19 protein-coding genes and 1 riboswitch are annotated in these 18,711 nt (G+C 68.5%); of the genes, 13 read left to right on the top strand and 6 right to left on the bottom strand.

Annotation, left to right across the window (positions count from 1 at the left end; all coding sequences use genetic code 11):
• Positions 1 to 342 precede the first annotated feature (342 nt).
• Positions 343 to 801, top strand: coding sequence for an NYN domain-containing protein (locus tag GXY35_03820; protein NLW93713.1), 459 nt, complete (start codon positions 343 to 345; stop codon positions 799 to 801).
• Between the two features lie 100 nt (positions 802 to 901).
• Here GXY35_03820 and GXY35_03815 read toward each other — a convergent pair whose 3' ends face one another.
• Positions 902 to 2,263: a hypothetical protein gene (locus GXY35_03815; GenBank protein ID NLW93712.1), complete on the bottom strand. Its 1,362-nt coding sequence runs from the start codon at positions 2,261 to 2,263 to the stop codon at positions 902 to 904.
• Between the two features lie 91 nt (positions 2,264 to 2,354).
• A riboswitch (cobalamin riboswitch) is annotated at positions 2,355 to 2,581 on the bottom strand.
• 417 nt (positions 2,582 to 2,998) lie between these two features.
• Between GXY35_03815 and GXY35_03810 the strand changes: the two genes are divergently transcribed.
• The 11 genes from GXY35_03810 to GXY35_03760 all read left to right on the top strand — a co-directional run bounded on the left by GXY35_03810 (position 2,999) and on the right by GXY35_03760 (position 12,602).
• Entirely contained in the window at positions 2,999 to 4,024 is a 1,026-nt protein-coding gene (locus GXY35_03810; GenBank protein ID NLW93711.1) for a hypothetical protein, read from the top strand.
• Positions 4,025 to 4,045: 21 nt separating this feature from the next.
• The gene (locus GXY35_03805) at positions 4,046 to 5,074 is read left to right on the top strand and encodes a hypothetical protein (protein NLW93710.1); all 1,029 of its coding nucleotides are present in this window, start codon (positions 4,046 to 4,048) and stop codon (positions 5,072 to 5,074) included.
• Complete coding sequence (locus GXY35_03800; protein ID NLW93709.1) at positions 5,071 to 6,120, top strand: hypothetical protein; 1,050 nt, start codon at positions 5,071 to 5,073, stop codon at positions 6,118 to 6,120. Before GXY35_03805 ends, GXY35_03800 begins: the two co-directional genes overlap by 4 nt.
• A 97-nt stretch (positions 6,121 to 6,217) precedes the next feature.
• Positions 6,218 to 6,940, top strand: coding sequence for a protein-L-isoaspartate(D-aspartate) O-methyltransferase (locus GXY35_03795; GenBank protein ID NLW93708.1), 723 nt, complete (start codon positions 6,218 to 6,220; stop codon positions 6,938 to 6,940).
• A gap of 105 nt (positions 6,941 to 7,045) precedes the next feature.
• On the top strand, positions 7,046 to 7,444 hold the full coding sequence (locus GXY35_03790; GenBank protein NLW93707.1) for a hypothetical protein: 399 nt from the start codon (positions 7,046 to 7,048) through the stop codon (positions 7,442 to 7,444).
• 632 nt (positions 7,445 to 8,076) lie between these two features.
• Entirely contained in the window at positions 8,077 to 8,295 is a 219-nt protein-coding gene (locus tag GXY35_03785; GenBank protein NLW93706.1) for a hypothetical protein, read from the top strand.
• 172 nt (positions 8,296 to 8,467) lie between these two features.
• Positions 8,468 to 11,110 (top strand): DEAD/DEAH box helicase family protein, encoded by a 2,643-nt coding sequence (locus tag GXY35_03780; protein NLW93705.1) that lies wholly within the window; start codon positions 8,468 to 8,470, stop codon positions 11,108 to 11,110.
• 110 nt (positions 11,111 to 11,220) lie between these two features.
• Positions 11,221 to 11,622, top strand: a complete 402-nt coding sequence (locus GXY35_03775; GenBank protein ID NLW93704.1) for a dual specificity protein phosphatase family protein — start codon at positions 11,221 to 11,223, stop codon at positions 11,620 to 11,622.
• A 121-nt stretch (positions 11,623 to 11,743) separates the two neighbouring features.
• Positions 11,744 to 12,019 (top strand): translation elongation factor-like protein, encoded by a 276-nt coding sequence (locus GXY35_03770; protein ID NLW93703.1) that lies wholly within the window; start codon positions 11,744 to 11,746, stop codon positions 12,017 to 12,019.
• Positions 12,016 to 12,270, top strand: a complete 255-nt coding sequence (locus GXY35_03765) for a hypothetical protein (GenBank protein ID NLW93702.1) — start codon at positions 12,016 to 12,018, stop codon at positions 12,268 to 12,270. Before GXY35_03770 ends, GXY35_03765 begins: the two co-directional genes overlap by 4 nt.
• Positions 12,267 to 12,602, top strand: coding sequence for a hypothetical protein (locus GXY35_03760; GenBank protein NLW93701.1), 336 nt, complete (start codon positions 12,267 to 12,269; stop codon positions 12,600 to 12,602). The genes GXY35_03765 and GXY35_03760 overlap by 4 nt, the downstream gene beginning before the upstream one ends.
• 19 nt (positions 12,603 to 12,621) lie before the next feature.
• Here GXY35_03760 and GXY35_03755 read toward each other — a convergent pair whose 3' ends face one another.
• Positions 12,622 to 13,095: a hypothetical protein gene (locus GXY35_03755; protein NLW93700.1), complete on the bottom strand. Its 474-nt coding sequence runs from the start codon at positions 13,093 to 13,095 to the stop codon at positions 12,622 to 12,624.
• 155 nt (positions 13,096 to 13,250) lie between these two features.
• Here GXY35_03755 and GXY35_03750 point away from each other — a divergent pair, with 155 nt between their 5' ends.
• The gene (locus GXY35_03750; protein NLW93699.1) at positions 13,251 to 14,435 is read left to right on the top strand and encodes a hypothetical protein; all 1,185 of its coding nucleotides are present in this window, start codon (positions 13,251 to 13,253) and stop codon (positions 14,433 to 14,435) included.
• A gap of 13 nt (positions 14,436 to 14,448) precedes the next feature.
• Here the strand turns inward: GXY35_03750 and GXY35_03745 are convergent, their stop codons facing one another.
• From GXY35_03745 to GXY35_03730, 4 genes are all read right to left on the bottom strand, one after another.
• The gene (locus GXY35_03745) at positions 14,449 to 15,483 is read right to left on the bottom strand and encodes a response regulator SirA (GenBank protein ID NLW93698.1); all 1,035 of its coding nucleotides are present in this window, start codon (positions 15,481 to 15,483) and stop codon (positions 14,449 to 14,451) included.
• An 82-nt stretch (positions 15,484 to 15,565) separates the two neighbouring features.
• Entirely contained in the window at positions 15,566 to 16,471 is a 906-nt protein-coding gene (locus GXY35_03740; GenBank protein ID NLW93697.1) for an alpha/beta hydrolase, read from the bottom strand.
• Between the two features lie 47 nt (positions 16,472 to 16,518).
• Positions 16,519 to 18,045, bottom strand: a complete 1,527-nt coding sequence (locus tag GXY35_03735; GenBank protein NLW93696.1) for a hypothetical protein — start codon at positions 18,043 to 18,045, stop codon at positions 16,519 to 16,521.
• A 75-nt stretch (positions 18,046 to 18,120) separates the two neighbouring features.
• Complete coding sequence (locus GXY35_03730) at positions 18,121 to 18,465, bottom strand: hypothetical protein (GenBank protein NLW93695.1); 345 nt, start codon at positions 18,463 to 18,465, stop codon at positions 18,121 to 18,123.
• Between the last annotated feature and the right edge of the window lie 246 nt (positions 18,466 to 18,711).

Here is an 18,711-nt window from a genome sequence, read left to right as displayed (position 1 = left end):
CCGTCGTGCCTATGGCTATCGGGACGAGGAGTACATGAAACTCAAGATCATACAAACCTGTACCCCATGGATGGGACGCTTCCAACCATGGGCCTGGGCTCACAAAATTCCGTCATGAGCCGAAAAAGGTATCCTCTCCGGTTCAATCGACCAAGAAAGAAAGGAGAGGTTACCGTGCCACGCACAAGACACAGTGTAGTGGATTTCGCCCCTGAGACGCAAGATATCGGCGCCACGCCGCCGTGTCCGCGGCGCGGCCAACCGGAAACCGCGCACGCTCTTCGGGAACGGGTTGAGCTCCCGCGTGGATCGGGTATACTGCATGCCGGAAGGGGGATCGGGGTGGAGGAGATCGTCATCGACGGCTGCAACCTCGCCTACAAGGCGTTCGGCGGCGCGGGCGACCGGGAGCGCGAGGCGCTCACGCGCGCGCTTTCGGCGCGCTACTGCGCGAAGAGGATCCTCGTCACGCTCGTCTGGGACAGCGGCGCGGGCGGGGGCCTCGAGCAGGTGCTCCCCAATCTGAAGGTCCGCTTCGCGACGGATGCCGACGCCCACATACGCAGGATCGTCGAGGAATCGCCGCGCAGGGCCTCGATCACGGTCGTCACCGACGACCGCTCGGTCGGCGGCAGCGTCCGGTCGATGGGGGCCAAGCTCGTCCGGTCCAGCGATTTCGTGCGGCACTGGAAGGGGATGCGGCCGCCCGGGGCCCCCCCGCCTCCCCCCGCCTCCGACGCAAAACCCTCCTACGAGACCGAGGCGGAGAAGCGCCGCCTCCTCGGCGAGTGGGAAAAATAGAGCTAACGACTTCCCCCGAAGTGAGTTGCGGCGCACTCCGGAAAAATCCCCCCCCAGGGCACACTTAAGTGTGCCCTGGGGCTGTGGATAACTTTGGGCGTCAGCGGACCGTGAGCACGACCGTGTCCAGGGCGAGGGCGTCCTGCGGCGACGGCGCCCGCCCCGCCGGCATCAACCCCGCATAGACAGTCCACGGGCCCTTCGGCGTTCCGTCGGGCACCGGCAGGTCGAGGATCCGGCCGAGGAACGACTCCGCGAGACCGGGGAGCCCCTCGGCGTACGCCCGGATCCCCTCCCCCACCCCGCCGCCCGGCAACGCCGAATAGAAGATCCCGCCGGGGCCAGAGAGCACCACGTAGGCGTCGAACGGGATCCAGACCGGCCCGGGGATGTCGACGGCGGCGGTGAGGAGCAGCCGCTCGCCCACATACACCTGCGGGGATAGCCGGATCACGTCGGGCTCGCCCGTGCCGAAGATCGGCTGCCAGGACGCGGCGATCTCGTCCCGCGCGGGCACCTCCGCGGACCGGGAAGAGGCGGGGTTGCGGATCGCGAGGAACCAGAATCCCTCTCCCGACCTGCCCGGGGCCTCGGCGTACCTGGAGGCGGTTCCGTCCGGCGCGACCTCGTACACGGCGCGGTTGTTCGCGTCGGAGACAAAGACGGCCCCCGACCGATGCCACGCCACATCCTGCCCCCCGTCGAGGTTTTCGGCGACGACCGTTGCATCGCCGGCGTCGAGCTTCTGGTCGGCATCGCCCGCGGCGGCCTCGTCGAGGGCGGCGGCGGCGAACTTCATGAGCGTGAAGTCCCCCCGCCGGGGCGGGTAGTTCGCCTTGCCCCTGACATAGTACAGATTCCCCTCCTTGTCCACGTCGATCGGCCCGGAATAGGTCCCCTCGATCGAGACGACTTCGGTGGCGCTCTTCGTCTCAAGGTCGAGCCGCCATATCTTGTTTGTCGTCGCGGAAAAGTCGCCGGGGTTCGCGCTGATGTAGCAGCGCGTGGCGTCGATGAAGACGATGTCGTACGCCCCCTCGAGGCTTCCCTCCGCCGGGTCGATCACCGGAAATGTCTGTCCGTTCACGGGTCCGTGGTAGAGCGCATACCTGGACTGCGTGGTCACCGGGTCATAGGAGCTCTCCCCGAACAGCACACTCATGCCGTCGGGGCTCACGTCCACCGCGATGCCGAAGGTGGGCTCCTTGAACGCGTGCACCTTCTTCACCACAGCCGGATCCCCGTCCCCGTTCGCGTCGATGATGCCGAGATAGGCGTTTTTCACCATGGCGGGGTCGCTGTACATCCCGATCAGGTCCCCGTTCGGAAGGTAGTCGAAGCCGCCCGCGAAGTTCTGCACGAGCGACGCGTTCGCGTACACCGAGAGCGGCCCCTCGCCGCGCGCCGCTCCCGCAACGCACGCAACCGCCAGCGCCGCCGTGACGCAGATGGTGAATCTCATCCGTTCCTCCTTTTCGCGCCTCCCCGCGGCACGAAAAAAGCCGACTCCCCCAGGAGGGGTATCGGCCGTGGCACGCCCATGGCCTTCTTCCGCCCGAAGAAGTCGTCCCAAGAGGTCTCCTGGCTCGTGGCACCGTCGCGCGCCTGCCTTCCCGAGGCGGCAACCGGCGGGGTCGCTCCATTGCACCGTCGACCCTGCCGATCCACCGCGCCAGTGACAGGCGCTTCTTTGCATCGCCACTTACAGTTGCGGGGGCAGCAGCGGCTTCTCACCGCTTTCCCTCACCGTCTTCAAAGATCCGAACAGATTGTACCACGCGGCGCGCCGGTGTAAAAGGGAAAACGCCCCCGGCGGAGCCGGAACGGCGAACATCCCGCGCATCATCCTCTCGAACTCCCCGTCCCATCCGATGGAATCTCTCTCGAAGTGCAGTTGCCGCACCGGGTACAACCTCCTTTCTTGGTCGGAAGCGGTTGTACCCGTTTGTCTGCGTCGCGGCGCTCTTGACAAGAACATCCCCTTGCCTCGCTCCCCCACCCCCTCGGGGGTGGGGAGAGGTGTCCTCTCCCTCGAAAGCCCACACTTCGGTTTAGATCCCCGGAACGGCGATCACGCCAAAAACGAGATTGACAGCCGATGCCGGACGGGGTACAGTGATGCGCTTCATCGGGGACAATGCACCCACGATGGGGCCTTTTTATTATCGACCCTCGGGACGGAGCGGAGTGTGCAACGATGGTTCAGGACCTTTTCGATCGAACGATACGCCGGTACGTGGTCCCGATCTCGGAGCTGCGGGAGGGGCCCGGTGACTGCTGCTACTTCTTCAGGAAAAACGGGAGTTTCGTCTTCTCGCAGGGCTACAGCCACCCGAAGGGCGGGCTCTACTGCAAGATCATCTACTTCCCCGCCAAGGACGGATGGATGGACATACACGGGCGCCGGTACGACACCACGATCAAGCGTGTCGTGGACGGGAGGCTCGAGCTCATCCCGCACGACCGGCAGCTCGCGCGCCACTTCGAGATCGACCCGACGCTCGACCCGAAGGCGCCGCTCCCCTGCTGGGCCGAGTACCACGTGCGACTCCCCCTGAGCGACTTCACCGGCTACTTCGACCACCGGAAATCGCTCGTCCTCGCGATGGAGGACTACCCGAAGGTGCGTGAGGCGGTCGGGAAGGCGAGCGAGATCCTCGAGGTGCCGGTCGAGCGGCTCGGGGTCACCGGCTCCCTCTCGTTCGGGAGGCTCGAGGACCCGGTGGACGACGTCGATCTGTGCATCTACGGGACGGTCGCCCAGAACGAGGAGGTGATCGCGCGGATCCGGAGGTTCACGCAGGACCCCGCGCGGAAGGTGATCGAATTCGGAAAGTTCTGGCCGATGCGGTTCTACCACCGCGACATCATGATCTGCCCGTTCTTCGAATACCTCGACCGCGAGGAGGCGCCGCTCCGTGAATTCGGCGTCGAGATCCTCCGCGAGGGGGTGCGCGCCGAAGGGCGCGTCAAGGACGACACACACGGCATCTACATGCCGGTGCTGCTCACGCTCGAGCGGGTGACGATCGACGGCGAACCCCACGGCGACCTCCCGCTGATCATCTACGACGGTTCCCTGCGCGGGGAGTTCTGCCTCGGCGACCGCCTCGCGATGGACGGCGTGCGCCTCGTCAAGGTGCGGGAGCGGGGCAAGGCGTTCCCCGCCCTGCTGGTGACCGTCAGCACCCAGATCAAAAAGGCCCCCGGGGCGACCGCCTGAGAAGCGGGGGATTCGAACCGAATGCAGGACAGATTCCAGTCGACGATCGAACGGTACCTGCTCCCGATGGAGCGGTTCGAGCGCGTGGTCGACTCGACCTATTTCCTCAGGAAGAACCTGAGCCTCGCCTTCGCCCAGGGCTACTGGCATCCGCCCGGCAAGTTCCTCGGCAAGCTCATCAACCACCCCGACCCGCAGGGGGCGTTCGAGATCTTCGGGCGGCGGTACACCAACACCACCAAGAGGTTCGCGGGGAAGGACCTCGAGCTCATCCCGATCGACCGGCAGCTCGAGCTCCACTACCTCGCCGAGCCCGCCCTGCGGAACCGCGAGGGGATCCCCCCGTTCGGCGACTACCATGTCCTCTTCTCTCTCGACGACTGCGCCGGCTGGTTCGACCACCGGCACTCGCTCGAGGTGGCGATGGGCCTCCACCCGTGGCTCGCGCCGAAGATCAGCCGCCTCGCCGACTTTTTCGAACTCCCTCCCGAGCGGCTCGGCGTGACCGGCTCGCTTGCCTACGGGCGGATGGACGACGAGCACGAGGATATCGACCTCGCCATACACGCGAGCGTCGAGGAGCACCGCCGCATCGTGAAGAAGATCGACGGATGGCTTCGCGAGCCGGCGCACCGGGTCTACGAGTTCGACCGGTCCTGGCCGATGCGCTTCTGGTACGAGGGGACGCTGATCTGCCCGTTCTTCATCTACGGCGTGCCCGGGGAGGCGCCGCTCGCCGATTTCTCGATGGAGGTCGTCAAGGAGGAGGTCGCCTTCCGCGGGCGCGTCGAGGACGAGCGCCACGCGATCTTCCTCCCGGTCGTCGTCGGGCTGCGGGCGTCGGTCGACGGCGCCCCGCCCGAGGCGCTTCCCCTCGTCGTCTACGACAGCTCCGTGCGCGGCGAGTACCGGGAAGGAAACCGCCTCGAGGGGCGGGCGCGGCTCGTGACGATCCGGGCCGCGGCGGAGACGTACCGCGCGCTGCTGGTCACCAACGGCATCGCGATCTCCCGGGACCCCACCGGGGCCGCGGCGGGGGTGCGGCGGTGATGCGCGGGAGCGGGATGGACGACCGGAGGAGGAAGGTGGAAAAGGCGTACCCGGGCTTCTGGAAGACGATCGACAAATACCTGACCCCGATGGAGGAGTTGGACGCCAATATCTGGGACTCGACCTACTTCATGCGCCGCGACGACAGCCTCGTCTTCTGCGAGGGGTACTGCCACCCGCGCGGGGCGCTCTACGGCAAGATCATCTACCACCCCGACGAGCAGGGGCAGATCAGCATCCACGGGCGCCCGTACGAGTGCATCACGAAGAAGCTCGTGAACGACGAGATGATCTACATCACGCACCCGGCGCAGATCGAGCGCCAGTGCGAGATCGATCCGACGCTCGCCAAGGCCCGCCCCGCCTACGCCGAGTACGAGCTCGAGTTCGGGATGGACCAGTTCATCGGCCATTTCAACTGCCGCAGGTCGCTCCGCACGGCGATGACGCGGTACCCGCGCATCAAGCAGGCGGCCGAGCAGGTCTCCGGCATCCTCGATATCCCGATCGAGCGGATGGGGGCGACCGGCTCGCTCGCCTACGGCGTCTACGACCCCAACGACGAGGACTTCGACGTGGTCTTCTTCGGGACCGTCGAGGAGAACCGGCGCGTGGTCCGGAATATCTACGAGGTGACCCGCGATCCCGCCAAGCAGGTGATCGAGTTCGGCAAGCTCTGGCCGATGCGCTTCCACCACCACGGGGTGCTGGTCTGCCCGTTCTTCGTCTACGCCGACTGGAGCGAGGTGCCGCTCAAGGGGTTCACCATCGAGGTGCTCAAGGAGACGATCTACGCCACCGGGCGCGTCTGCGAGGATACGCACGCGATCTACATGCCGTCGGTCGTGCAGCTCGACGAGGTCGTGATCGACCGCGAGAAACGCCCGCCGGTGCCGCTCATCATCTACGACGGGGCGATGCGCGGCGACCTTCGGCAGGGCGACCGGGTCCGCTGCCACGGGATGCTCGTCCGCGTGACGCAGGGGCGCGAGGAATTCGACGCCTTGCTGGTCAACCTCTACAACCAGCTCCAGAAGCTCTGCTGAGCCTTCGCCCCTCGCGCCGGCGTGCGGCCGGCGCCGCGCCCGGGTCTCTCGCCGTTGTGCAGGGCGTCTGGAACGCCCCCGGGGACCGGAGCTTTCGATGACCGTTCTCCTCGCCGCCCTCGTCGTCGCCGCCGTCGCGCCGCGCCCCGCGCCCGGCAACGCCTCCCTGCACGGCCCGGACGCCTTCGTCGAAAGGCGGGCGGCGATGGTCTCCGCGCAGCTCGCCGGGCGCGACATATCCGATCCCCGCGTGCTCGCGGCGATGGGCAGGGTCCCCCGGCACCTGTTCGTCCCCTCCGGCCTCGCCTGGCGGGCCTACGACGACGGCCCCCTCCCCATCGGCGCCGGGCAGACCATCTCGCAGCCGTACATCGTGGCCCTCATGACCCAGCTCCTCGGCCTGAAGGGGCCGGGGGCGCGGGTGCTCGAGGTCGGGACGGGCTCGGGGTACCAGGCGGCGGTCCTCGCGGAGCTCGGGGCGGAGGTCTTCTCCGTCGAGATCGTCGCCTCCCTCGCCGACAGCGCCGCCGCACGCCTCGCGAAACTCGGCTACGGAACGGTGCGCGTGAAGCGGGGGGACGGCTACCTCGGCTGGCCCGAGCACGCCCCCTACGACGGGATCCTCGTCACCGCCGCGTGCCCGGAGGTGCCGCCCCCGCTCGTCGACCAGCTCGCGGAGGGGGGGAGGATGGTCCTGCCGGTGGAGCGCCGGCACTACGCGGAGGACCTCGTGCTCGTCGAGAAGAAAGGCGGCGCGACGACCCGCCGGCGCATCATCCCGGTGGCCTTCGTGCCGCTGACGGGAAGCCGGGGACGGTAGGCCGGTCCATCGGCGGCGAACGGAGGCCGAACCCGCGAATGAAGGGGCCCTTGCCCCGTTCCGCGGGACCGGCTACAATGGCGCCTTGAACCAGAGGAGGAGACGATGAGAACCCTGTCCGTGCTGCTGGCGATCCTGTGCGCGGCGCCGCTTTGCGCCGCCGGCGAGGTGGATCAGGTCGAACCCGGCGTCCCCGCGGAAGCCGCGGCGGTGAGGGCCGACGAGCCGGCGGAAACGCCCCCCGTCGCGCCCGACAAACCGTATTCGCGGCAGGTCGGCCTGAAACTCAAACGCGGCGTCGTGAACGTGCTGCGCGCGGGGACCGAGATCTACGTCCAGCCGATGGCGGCCGCGCAGGCGAGCGGGAGGAGCATCTCGATGCTCTGGCCCGGCATCGGCGAAGCGTGCGGGATGTTCATGACGAGGCTCTTCGGCGGCATCATCGAAGCCGCCACCTGCGCCGTCCCGATCCCGAACGGCTGGCAGCCGCTTCTCGACGAGTAAGGTTCGACGGCTCCTCGCCCGGGGGCATACGCCGAACCTCTCGGCGGCCGCGTGCCGTCCTCTGTGCCGGAATCCCCTCCCGCCCCGTGTGTGTGAATCGTACGTGCCGACAGGCGCGATCTGCGGGGGCGGGGGCCCCTCTCCGGATCCCGGCGCAGCGCATAAAACCCCTGTCCCCGTTTCCCGACCCCCCGAACAGATCCCCATCGGCAGCTCCCTCGCCGGCGCGGGCTGCGGAGACGTCCTCTCCCGAAGCGTCCGCACTCCTCTGATTGGACCCTGCCTGCGAAATTCCATGAAGAGAATGGCGTTTTGTCCTCTCTTCTCCGCAATGCGCCCGATTATGCGTTCCCGGGTCGCACCATGCGCCTATCGATCAGAAACACTGGAGCTTGAGCGCACCTCCCGAAGCGATTGACTCAGCACAAAACATAAGGTATGCCCCACAGCCCCATTTCCAGAAGGGGCAATCTGGGAATAATCCGAACTATCCCTCCACTGCAGGCGTGCTACGCTCCACCGGACTGAAGGCGGAATCGGCGAATATCGTTATCCCAAGTTGAGGAATATCGGCATAAGTATTGCATTCCGTACTATTATCGTGTAAACTTATATATAGGAGGGCTCATGGAATGGAGCCGAGACTGGAGTTTACACCCGAGCTCGAGCAGGAGATCAGGAACGAACTTCGCAGGGGGATGTTCCAGACGGCGATCTTCCTGACGATCCGACAGATGAGGGACACCTACAACCTCAGTCTTCGGAACTACCACAGGAGCTACGCCGTGGCGCAGGCCATCCTCCAGAAGCGGTTCCCCGAGTATTACCCGCAGCTTCGCCTGTTCATCTGATCTCCCGCCCGCCCCCCCGGGGCGCCCGTCCCGCGACTGCGGTACCGGCATCTCCCGCACGCCTCGAACGCCGGCGCAGCCGCCCGTTTCGTGCGCGAATCCGCGGCACGGGCCGCATGCGGGCGCCGCTGCAGGCGCGCCGGGGCCTCCGACCTGCTATACTACCCACGCCATGAGCGATTCCCCCGAGATCGCGGAATACCTCTCCCCGTCCGCGGCCCTCCTCATCAGGGAGGCCGTCGCCGGGGCGGGGGGGAACGAGGTCTTCTTCCTCGGGAAGACAGGCCCGGAACTCCTTGTCGAGCAGGCCGCCGTGCTCGCCCGGGGCGACGGCGAGAGCGTGCCCGCCATCCTCAGGAAGGTCGCCGCGGGCGACGTCGTGGTCCACAACCACCCCGACGGCCTGCTCCTCCCTTCCAAGGCGGACCTCGCCATCGCCGCCGAGGTCGGAAACCGCGGGGCGGGCTTCTACATCGTGGACAACAAGGTCGAGCGCATCTACGCCGTCGTGGAGCCCTCGCCGAAGGAGGAGCGGGCGCCGCTCGACTTCGCGCAGCTGCGCCGCTACGTCGTTCCCGGCGGGCCGGTCTCGACGGCGCTGCGGGACTACGAGTACCGCCTCGAGCAGGCGCAGATGATGGAGCAGGTGGCGTCCGCCTTCAACGAGGACCGGATCGCCCTCATCGAGGCGGGCACGGGGACCGGAAAGTCGCTCGCCTACCTGATCCCCGCCATCTCGTGGTGCCTGGCGAACAGGGAACGCGTCGTCGTCTCCACCAACACCATCAACCTTCAGGAGCAGCTCATCGACAAGGATCTGCCGCTCCTCCAGAACCTGGAGGGGCTCGGCTGCCGGGCGGTGCTCGTCAAGGGGCGGGGCAACTACCTCTGCCTGCGGAAGCTCGCCGCCGCCCGGGAGGAGGGGCAGCTCCTCCCCGGGCTGGAGGAGGAGGGGGAGGTGGAGGAGCTGCTCCGCTGGGCGCGCAGGACGGCGGAGGGGAGCCTCGCGGACCTGAGCTTCATCCCCCGCCCCGAGACATGGGAGAAGGTCTGCGCGGAGGCGGACCAGTGCCTGCGGATCCACTGCCCCCACTACGCAGACTGCTTCTTCTACAAGGCCCGGCGCCAGGCGTCGTCCGCGGACCTGCTCGTGGTCAACCACCACCTCCTGATGGCGGACCTCGCCGTGCGCAGCCGGACGGAGGGCTACGACGGGCCCGCCGTGCTCCCGCGCTTCCACCGGATCATCGTCGACGAGGCGCAGCACCTCGAGGAGGTGGCCACCGAGTACCTCGGCTTCAAGGTCTCGAAGTTCGGTTTCCTGAAGCTGCTCCGGCGCCTCCAGAGCGGGAAGGAGGGCGCGCGCGGACTGTTGCCGTTCATCGCCGCCAGGATCGCGGCGGGCGCGGGGAGGGCGGGGGCGGACGGCGCGGGCGAAGCGCTCGAGCTGATCGCCTCGACCGTCATCCCGGCCCGGCACGCGGTCGAGTCGCACCTCGACAGCGCCCTCGGGCGGATCGCCCTCGAGCTGCCCGCGGAGACGGGCGGGGAGGCGGGATCGGGAAGCGGCGCCCGCCGCTCCGCCGGCAACGCCCCGCCGGGCGGGAGGACGCTGAGGGTCACGGCGGAGGTGTACGGCTCCGCGTTCTGGAGCGGCACGCTCCTCCCGGTCCTCAAGGAGCTCGGGGAGGTGCTCGCCTCGTTCTCGGCGAATCTGAAGGAGCTCGGCGCGCTCCTCGCGCGCCTCCCCGACACGCTCCGGAAACCGCTCGAGGCGGCCTGCGTCGAACTGGCGGCGATGCGGGGCCGCCTCGCGCAGTACCTCGACGCGCTCGCCTTCTTCGTCAAGGAGGAGGAGACGCACTGCCGCTGGTTCGAGCTCTCCCGCGGGAGACGGGGGGAGCGTCTGAGCTTCTGCGCCGCGCCGATCGACGTGGCGGAGGGGATGCGGAAGTCGGTCTACGATCGGTTCGGGACGGTCGTGATGACCTCCGCGACGCTCGCGGCGGCGGGGAGCTTCGACTACTTCCGCGCACGCGTCGGGCTCGGCGGCTACGGCGGGGAGCGGCTGGTCTGCACCGTGCTCCCGTCCCCGTTCGACTTCAAGAGACAGGCGTTCGTCGCCGCGCCGCGCGGGATCGCCGAGCCGGACAGCGGGGGGTTCGAGGAGATGCTGGAGCAGATCGTCGCCGCGGCGACGCACATAAGCCGGGGCCGGGCCTTCGTCCTCTTCACCTCGTACCGGCTCCTCGACCGGCTGTACGGGCGGCTCGAGGCGCGCCTCTCGAAGCTGGGGCTCACGGCGCTCAGGCAGGGGAAGGAAAACCGGACCGCCCTCCTCAACCGCTTCCGGAGAGAGCAGGGGGCCGTGCTCTTCGCCACGGACAGCTTCTGGGAGGGCGTGGACGTGAAGGGGGAGGCGCTCCAGTGCGTCATCCTCACCCGCCTCCCGTTCAGGGTGCCGAGCGAGCCGATACAGCAGGCGCGGATGGAGGCGATCGAGGCCGCGGGGGGCGATCCGTTTTTCGACTACAGCGTCCCGCAGGCGGTGATCAAGTTCCGCCAGGGCTTCGGACGCCTGATCCGCCACCGGGACGACGCCGGCGCGATCCTCATCCTCGACGCCCGCGTCCACACCCGGCGGTACGGGCGCCTCTTCATCTCCTCGCTGCCCGAGGTCTCCCTCTGCACCCGCGACGCGGCGGCGATGCTCGTGGAGATGGACCGGTTTTTCGCCGGCCTGAAGCCCCCCGCCGCCGCGCGGCCTTCCGAGCCTGCGCGGAGGGGGGGGCGCCGCAGGCGATCGAACGGTTGACTTCCCACGCGCATCCGCCGTGCCCGTTTCTCCCTTTGCATCGGCCCGAAATATGGTACACTGATTGTCTCACACTGCCGTTCAACTGCCATTCAAGGAGACGCCGCGCGGTGATCACCCACGTCCTGGAACGCCTTGCGGTGGGCGCGGCCACGGACTCCAGGCGCGCCCCCGAAAAATTCACCGCCATCCTCAACGTCGCCGAGGAGATCGACCTCGACGCGGCCGGGAAGACCTGCCACAAGATCCCGCTCAAGGACCTCGTCCCCATCTCCCCCGAGGCGATGAGCGAGGCGATACTCTGGATCAAGGATCATATCCGGCACCAGGGGGTGCTGGTGGTCTGCAAGGCGGGGATCGGGCGCTCGCCGTCGATCGTGATCGGGTACCTGTGCAGCATCGGCTTCGGCTACGACGAGGCGGTCCGCTTCGTCGGATCGAAGCGAGGCGACATCTCCCCGGTGCCGAACCTCGCCTTCTCGATCGAGGACTGCATCGGCTTCTACCTCTGAGGCGCGCCTCCCTCCGCGTCCGCCCCCCGGGGGGCACTTATCCCTTGCCGCGCGGCGGTTTCCGCGTTACACTGTGCCGCGGGACTGTGAGGGGTGGGAGACCCGGAAGGAGGTGGGCGTCATGGCCGAAATCGAGATCGGGAAGGTCACGCACTTCTTCGGGCACATCCAGGTCGCCACGCTCGAGCTGAGCGCCCCGCTCAGCGTCGGGGACACCATCCGCTTCGCCGGGCACACGACCGACGAGCGGCAGAAGGTCGAGTCGATGCAGGTCGAACACCGGAGCATCGCCGAGGCCAAGCCCGGCGACGCGGTCGGGATCAAGGTGTCCGGGCGCGTGCGGCCTCATGACAAGGTATTCAAGGTCGTCGACGAGGGAGGGAAGACGGGACTATGACGGACGAGGTCAAGAAAGAGGGCGCGGCGGCGGGCGCGGCGGCCGCCAATGAGGAGCCCGCGAAGAAGGCGGCCCCGGTCAAGAAGGAAAAACCGGACAAGTGCGAGCAGTGCGGCAAGCCGCTGAACCGCGTGAAATGGTACTACCGGAACAACGGCTACTACTGCACCGCCCGCTGCTGGAAGGAGTTCAGGGCCAAGCAGCGCGAGGAGGCGGAGAAGGCCGCCGCGGCGGCCGCCCCGTCCGCGTGAACGCGACGGGCCCGGCGCGCCCGTTCGCCGTGCGCGTCGACGCGGCGCTCGGCGCAGCCATATGCCTGCTCGTCGTCGCGGTGTGCGCCCTCGGGGGGGCGTGGGCGGCGGGCGCCGTACCGCTTCTCGGGGGAAACACCGCCGCGGGCGCGGCGGCGGGGTCGGCCGCGGGCGTCGCGCTGGTGGCCTTCCGGAAACCCCTCGCCGCGTTCGGGGCCGCGCACCGCGACGCGCTCTCGCTCTCGGCGCTCTTCCTCTACGTGGCGGCGCTCGCCGCGGCGACCTGGAGCGAGCTCTTCCATCTCGGCTGGTTCGACTGGCTGCCGTTCTAGCGGCCCGCCGTCGCCGCCCTTACAAGGCGATCACCTTCTCCGCGCGGAGCAGCCGGTCCAGGATGACGTGCATCGTCACCGCCCTGCCCGCGGCGGCGGCCTCCGACTCCCCGAGCTCCCTGACGGAGATCTCCGCCCGCAGGATCTCGACGTGCTGCTCCTGCATCAGGGAGAGGCACTCGAACGTCTCCGAGCCGGGCCGGGCGAGCCGCACCGCCTCCCCGACGAGTATGATGGCCTCCGGCTGGGGGGCGATCTCGGTCAGGGTGTAGAGGAAGGCGCGCATCAGGGCCCGGCCGTGCGGGCTCGCGCCGCCGACCGAGTCCCCGGCGAGGTAGATGACGCAGCCGCGCACGCGCCCCGACGAGGCGGCGACCCCCGCCGCGGGCGCGGGGGCCGGCGCGCCGCCCCCCCGGCCGCCGACGGTGCCGAGGCCGCCCGTGCCGCCCACGGAGGAGTTGAGGTCCCGGCGCTCCTCGCCGCGTGTCTCCATGCGCCGACTGTAGCACAATCCGGCGCGGCGGGGAAGCTTCCGCCCGGGTGGCATCCTTTTCGGTTGAGTCGCGCGCGCCGTTGTGTGAGAATGTGTCCCGGGGCGCCGGACCGACGGCCCCCGCTCGTTCCGTCCATCGCAGCAGGAGGCCGCCGATGAAACCGTTCCGCATCCCCCTCGCCGCAGCCCTCGTCCTCGCCGTTCCCCTGGCCTGCCCGGCCGAAAGGGTGAAGCTCCCCAACGACATCCACTGGGTCGGCTCGGCCGACACGTTCAAGGCGTGCTGCCAGCAGGCGTACGCCAACGCGGGGCTGCGCCTCAGGGAACTCGCGAAGGCCGAGAAACCGGGGACCTGGTGCGTGGTGCTCGACGCCGACGAGACGATCATCTGCAACGTCGAGTTCCAGAAGGAGATCACCGTCACGGGGACGGGCCACTCGAGCGGCGCCTGGGATGCATGGTGCAACCGCGCCGAGGCGACCGCCCTCCCCGGGGCGAAGGAGTTCTGCGCCCTCGCGCGCGAGCTCGGCGGCAAGGTGGTCATCATCACCAACCGCGAGGCCCCCACCAAGGCGGCCACGATCAAGAACCTCGCCGACCTCGGCTTCGCCGTCGACGTCGTGCTGATGCGCGAGGGCCCATACGCCCGGGACCGGAAGAAGACCGCCCGTCGGAACGACGTGGAGAAAGGCGAGGTGAAGACGCTCCCGGAGGGGACGTCCCTGCCGCCGCTCAAGATCCTGATGCTCTGCGGCGATCAGATCCACGACCTGTACGACGAAGGCGAGGTCTCGTTCGAGCAGGCGAAGGACCGCTTCGGCCGCGACCTGGTCATCGTCCCCAACCCGATGTACGGGGACTGGACGAGGAAGGGGGCGTACGTCGAGGTCCCGTCGGCGAAAGAGGCGGCGGAGCCGGCGGTTTCGTCCGGCTCCGGGGCGCTGACCCCCGCCCAGGCGGGGGGGAGGATGGGCGAGACGGTGGTCGTCGAGGGCACGGTCTCCGGCGTGCGCGTGCGCACGCGCGGCCCCGACTCCCTGCGCTTCGAGGGGACGGACCGGGACGGGCTGAGCATCGCCGTGTTCAACCAGGAGAAGTTCGGCGACGTCAAGTCGACCTACGAGGGGAAGAAGATCCGCGTGACCGGGAAGGTGACCGCGTACCGCGGCGCGCCGCAGATCAGGGTCAACGACCCGTCGCAGATAGAGCTGCTGAAGCCGCCCCCCGCGCCGGAAGGCCCTTCGGCCGCCCCGGCCCCCGCTCCCGCGAACGCGACGACAGGGGAGAAGGCGCAGCCCGCGCCCGCGGGCATCTTCGAGGAGGTCGGGGTGCTGCAGTAGCGGCCGCCGCCCCTCACCCGGTGTAGACGCTCCCGCCGATGAACTCGCGGAGCAGGGAGGTCGGGGGGATGAGGGAGTCGTCCTCGAGGAGGTCCACCTCCTCGAGGTACCCGAGGCAACGCTGCGCCCGCCGGAAGGCGTCCTCCTTGCCCTTGGCGTCCCCGAAATGCTCCACCGCCTCCTTCAGGCTGCGGTACAGGTACCTCTTGTGGACGGGGAGCTCGTACGGCAGGTAGCCGTTCACGACCACGTCCGCGTCCTTGATGAACGGGACGATGTGCGCCTTCTCCGAGGCCCGCACGTAGTGCCAGTGCCCGACGGTCTTCAGCGGGGTGTAGTTGCGGTGGAGGTTGTCCCGCACCATCCTCCGCAGGATCCTGATGTCGGTCCAAGGGACGAAGTTGCCCTTCCGGTCTTTGAGCTGGCAGATCGCCTCGATGTAGACGCGGAACTGCGACTCGAGCGGTATCCCCCGCGTCGTGTCGCGGTGGAAGCCGTGGAGCCCCTCCACGACGAGGAGCTGCCCCTTCTCGAGGCGCATCGGCACGCCCTCCGCCTCCCGCATGCCGGTCTTGAAGTTGTAGACCGGGAGGAGCGTCTCCCTGCCCGCCAGGAGATCGGTGAGGTTCCTGTTGATGAGCCGCATATCGAGCGCCTCGGGCGTCTCGAAGTTGTAATCCCCGAACTCGTCCTGCGGCTGGTCCTTCAGGTTCCAGAAGTAGTTGTCGAGGGCGAACATCCGCAGCTCCTGCCCGAGCCCCTGCAGCGCCTCGCAGAGCTTCATCGTGGTGGTGGTCTTGCCCGAGGAGCTGGGCCCCGCGACGATCACCAGCCGCACGCCCGGGCGGCGGCGCGCGATCGCCTCCGCCGCCTTGCGGATGGCCTCCTCGTAGACCTTGTCGGCCTCGCGGATCACCGCGTCGTACCCGCCGTAGCGCATCCGGCGATTGATGCCGGCGATGGTGTCCATGTCGCGCACGCGGTTCCACGCGCGCGCCCGGGTGACCACCTCCATCTCATACAGCTCTTCCCACGTCACGATACGCATGGCGTCTGCTCCCGCGTCGATGCCGGTTTTTCAGGGGAATGCATATACCAAAAGGCGGCGGCGAAGTGAACAGGATTCGGCCCTACGAACCGTGCGTCAAGCGCGCCGCCGGGGCCCCCCCTCCCTCCCGCACGGGGGCGGCAGGGGTTTCCGTGGCCGGTTTCGAGGGGCCCGCGCCGGAAACCTCGCCGAAGAACCGGGCGAGGATCCCCGGGTAGGCGTTTTCCGGGAGCAGAAACGCGTCGTTGTGCCCTCCCCGAAGGGCGACGAACCGCTTCGGCTCCGCGGCGGCCCGGAAGAGGCGTTCGCCGTGGGAGAACGGGATGATCTCGTCCTGCCGCGCGTGGATGAACAGCTTCGGGACGGCGAGCGATCCCACCTTGGCGATCGAGTCGAACCGCTGCGTGACCAGGAGGCGCACGGGGAGGAACGGCAGGACCTCCCGTCCGATATCGGCGGTCGAACTGAATGCGCTCTCGACGATCAGGGCGGAGACCGTTCGCCGCCGCGCCAGCTCCACCGCCACCGCGCCGCCGAGCGACCTGCCGAAGGCCACGATCGACGATGGATCGATCTCCGGCCGCGCCCTGAGCCAGTCGTAGGCCGCCTCGGCGTCGCGGTAGAGCCCCTCCTCCGACGGCCGCCCGCCGCTCCTCCCGTAGCCGCGGTAGTCGATCATGAGCGCGGCGAGGCCGAGACGGTGGAGGATCGCGATCGTCTGGAGCCGGTGCGAGATGTTCCCGGCGTTCCCGTGGAAGAAGAGGACGGCCCGCCCCCGCGCGGCGGAAGGGACGAACCAGCCGTGCAGCTTCACGCCGTCGGAGGCGGTGAGGAAGACGTCCTGGTAGGCGAGACCGATCTCGTCCGGCGCGGCCTCGAGCGTTCGGGTGGGGAAGTAGAGGTTGGCGCGTTCGAAGACGAGGAAGAAACAGCGCAGGCAGACCGCCGCGACGACGATCCCCGCGAGCAGCTTCATGATCCCTGGCATGCCGCCCCCCTTCGCCCCGGCGCGCGCCCGGGAGGCGCGCGCGGGGCTCAGGCCTTTTCGCCGGGGAGGAGGCGCGGCGGGCACGGGACGAGGCCGAGCGCCGCGTAGACGAGGTCCGCCCGCCTGCGCCACCTGTCGTTCACCAGCCGCCAGTTGCCGGGCTGGACGATGCTCTCCCGGGTAAGGAGGTAGCAAAGGAATACGTTGTAGTCGCCGTACCGCGGGTGACCGAGGACGAGGCCGTCCCAGGGGATCCCGTTGGTGATGACGAACTCGTCCGCCGACCTGGTCTGGGAGAGGAGGAACCCGTCGCGGAGGCGGACGAGGCGGTCGCCGTCGAAGCGATAGATGCCGGAGCTGATCCCCCCCGCGGCCCGGAAGGTCCCCTTCTCGCGCGTGTAGAGGAGGAGCGCCGAGCCCTCGATCGGCGGGAGGGAGGCGTTGTAGGCGGCGATCTCCGCGGGGGTGATCTCGTCGAGGTTCATCCACTCGGCGAGATGGAAGAAGGTGAGCGGGACGCTGCCGGCCATCGCCTGCCAGTCGGCCATATACTGCGATTCGCCGACGAGACGGGCGTTCACCTCGCTCACGAAGATATCCTTCACGCGGTTGTTTCCGTCCACCGTGGAGAGGAAGTCCACGCCGAAGTTCCCGCGGTAGCCGCGCGCCCCCATCCAGGCGCCGATGCGGGCCGTGATCTCGAGGATCCGTCTCCGGTGCTCCGGCTCGAAGTCGTTGCGCGCGAAATCGGAGCCGATGTACTGCCCCGGGGTCTCCACGAAGTGCGGGTCGCCCACGATCTGGATGTCGGGCGGGGAGAGCGCCACGGCGCCGTTGACGACGCAGCCGGTGCAGTTGAGACTGGGACCGGGCAGGAACGGGGTCACCTTCACCTGCGTCTTGTCGAAGAGCGGTCCGAGCGCGGCGCGGTTCTCCTCGACGATCCGGCCGAAGTCGTCAGGCGAGAAGGCGAAGTGCGTCCCCCCGCCCGCCTGCGAGAGGGGGACCTGGATGACGAACCCCGACTCGAACGCATCCGCGAGGCGCGGATAGTCGAGCGCGCCGAAGAGCGTCACGAGGCTGTCGGGCGGGATCGGGATGCCGATCTCCTTCGCGCTCCAGGCGAGGCGCGCTTTGTAGTCGAAATAGTTCTGGACGATGGTGGAGTTCTGGAGGAGGTGATACCTGCTGCCGTGCCTGAAGAGGAACTCCTCGAGGCCGGGGGTCGTGGCGAACGGGACGAAGCAGACCCTGCCGGAGAGGCGGTTCAGCGACGCGGCGATCGCCTCCCCGCGGTCGGGGTAGTAGTAGCGGTTGAAGAGGGTCGAATCGTTGTGCCGGACGCCGGACTCCTTCTCCGCGGAGAAGACCGTCGCGCCGTCCTCTTCCTCGAGGTACGTCTGCACCTCCTCCCCGTAGTACTCGGCGACGATGTGCGAGACCGGGAGGAGCTCCCTGAACATCCAGGCCCCCAGCGGGCCGAACCCCTGGTAGACGAGGCGCACGTCGCGGAACCAGCCGCGCGACGCGATCGCCTTCTTCAGGGCGCCGAGACTCTCGAGAAGCCTCGCCATGGATTCCTCCCCGGACAAGGAGCGCCCCCCGGTCCGCCGGACCGGGGGGCGCGCTGCCGCCGCCCGCGCAACCGGTCAGGCGGCCTTCTTCTTCGACTTCTTCCGGCGGCGGGCCTTCTTCGCCTTCGGGGCGGCCTTCTTCGCCTTCGGGGCGGCCTTCTCCGCCGCGGGGGCGGCCTTCCCGGCCTTCCCGGCCCTGCGGGCGCCGCCTTTCTTCTTCGGGGCCTCCGGCGGGGGCTGGACGGGTTTCAGGCGCGCCATCCTGATCTCCTCGACGACCATCTCCCCGTCCACCTTCGTCCGCACGAGACAGAGGCCGCCGGGGAGCACCTCCTTGATGACCCCGGTCCTCAGGTGCGACGACGACGGGGTGTCGCCCGCCCGCCACTGCACCTTGTCCTTCGGCTGCAACTGGGCCATTGAGCCCTCCTTTCGCGGGTCGGCCACCGACCGCCGTATCGGGCCGACCGAAGATCCGATCAGTATCGTACCACGGGGCGGGGCTTGTCGTCCAGCGCCGTGTCGCCCCCCGCTTCCTAAGGGGATGTAGATTAAAGTGTGGGCTTTCGGAGAGATGTTGGCTCCCGCCCACCCCTAGGGGTGGGGGCGCCGCGAAGATTAGTATTGTCAAGAAGGGCTTGGATAAATAAAAGGGTACAACCGCTT

This window comes from Chlamydiota bacterium (assembly GCA_012729785.1).
Taxonomy (GTDB): domain Bacteria; phylum Auribacterota; class Tritonobacteria; order UBA1439; family UBA1439; genus UBA1439.
The sequence above is the reverse complement of the archived record's forward strand: the minus strand, read 5'-3'. Positions and strand labels throughout refer to the sequence as shown.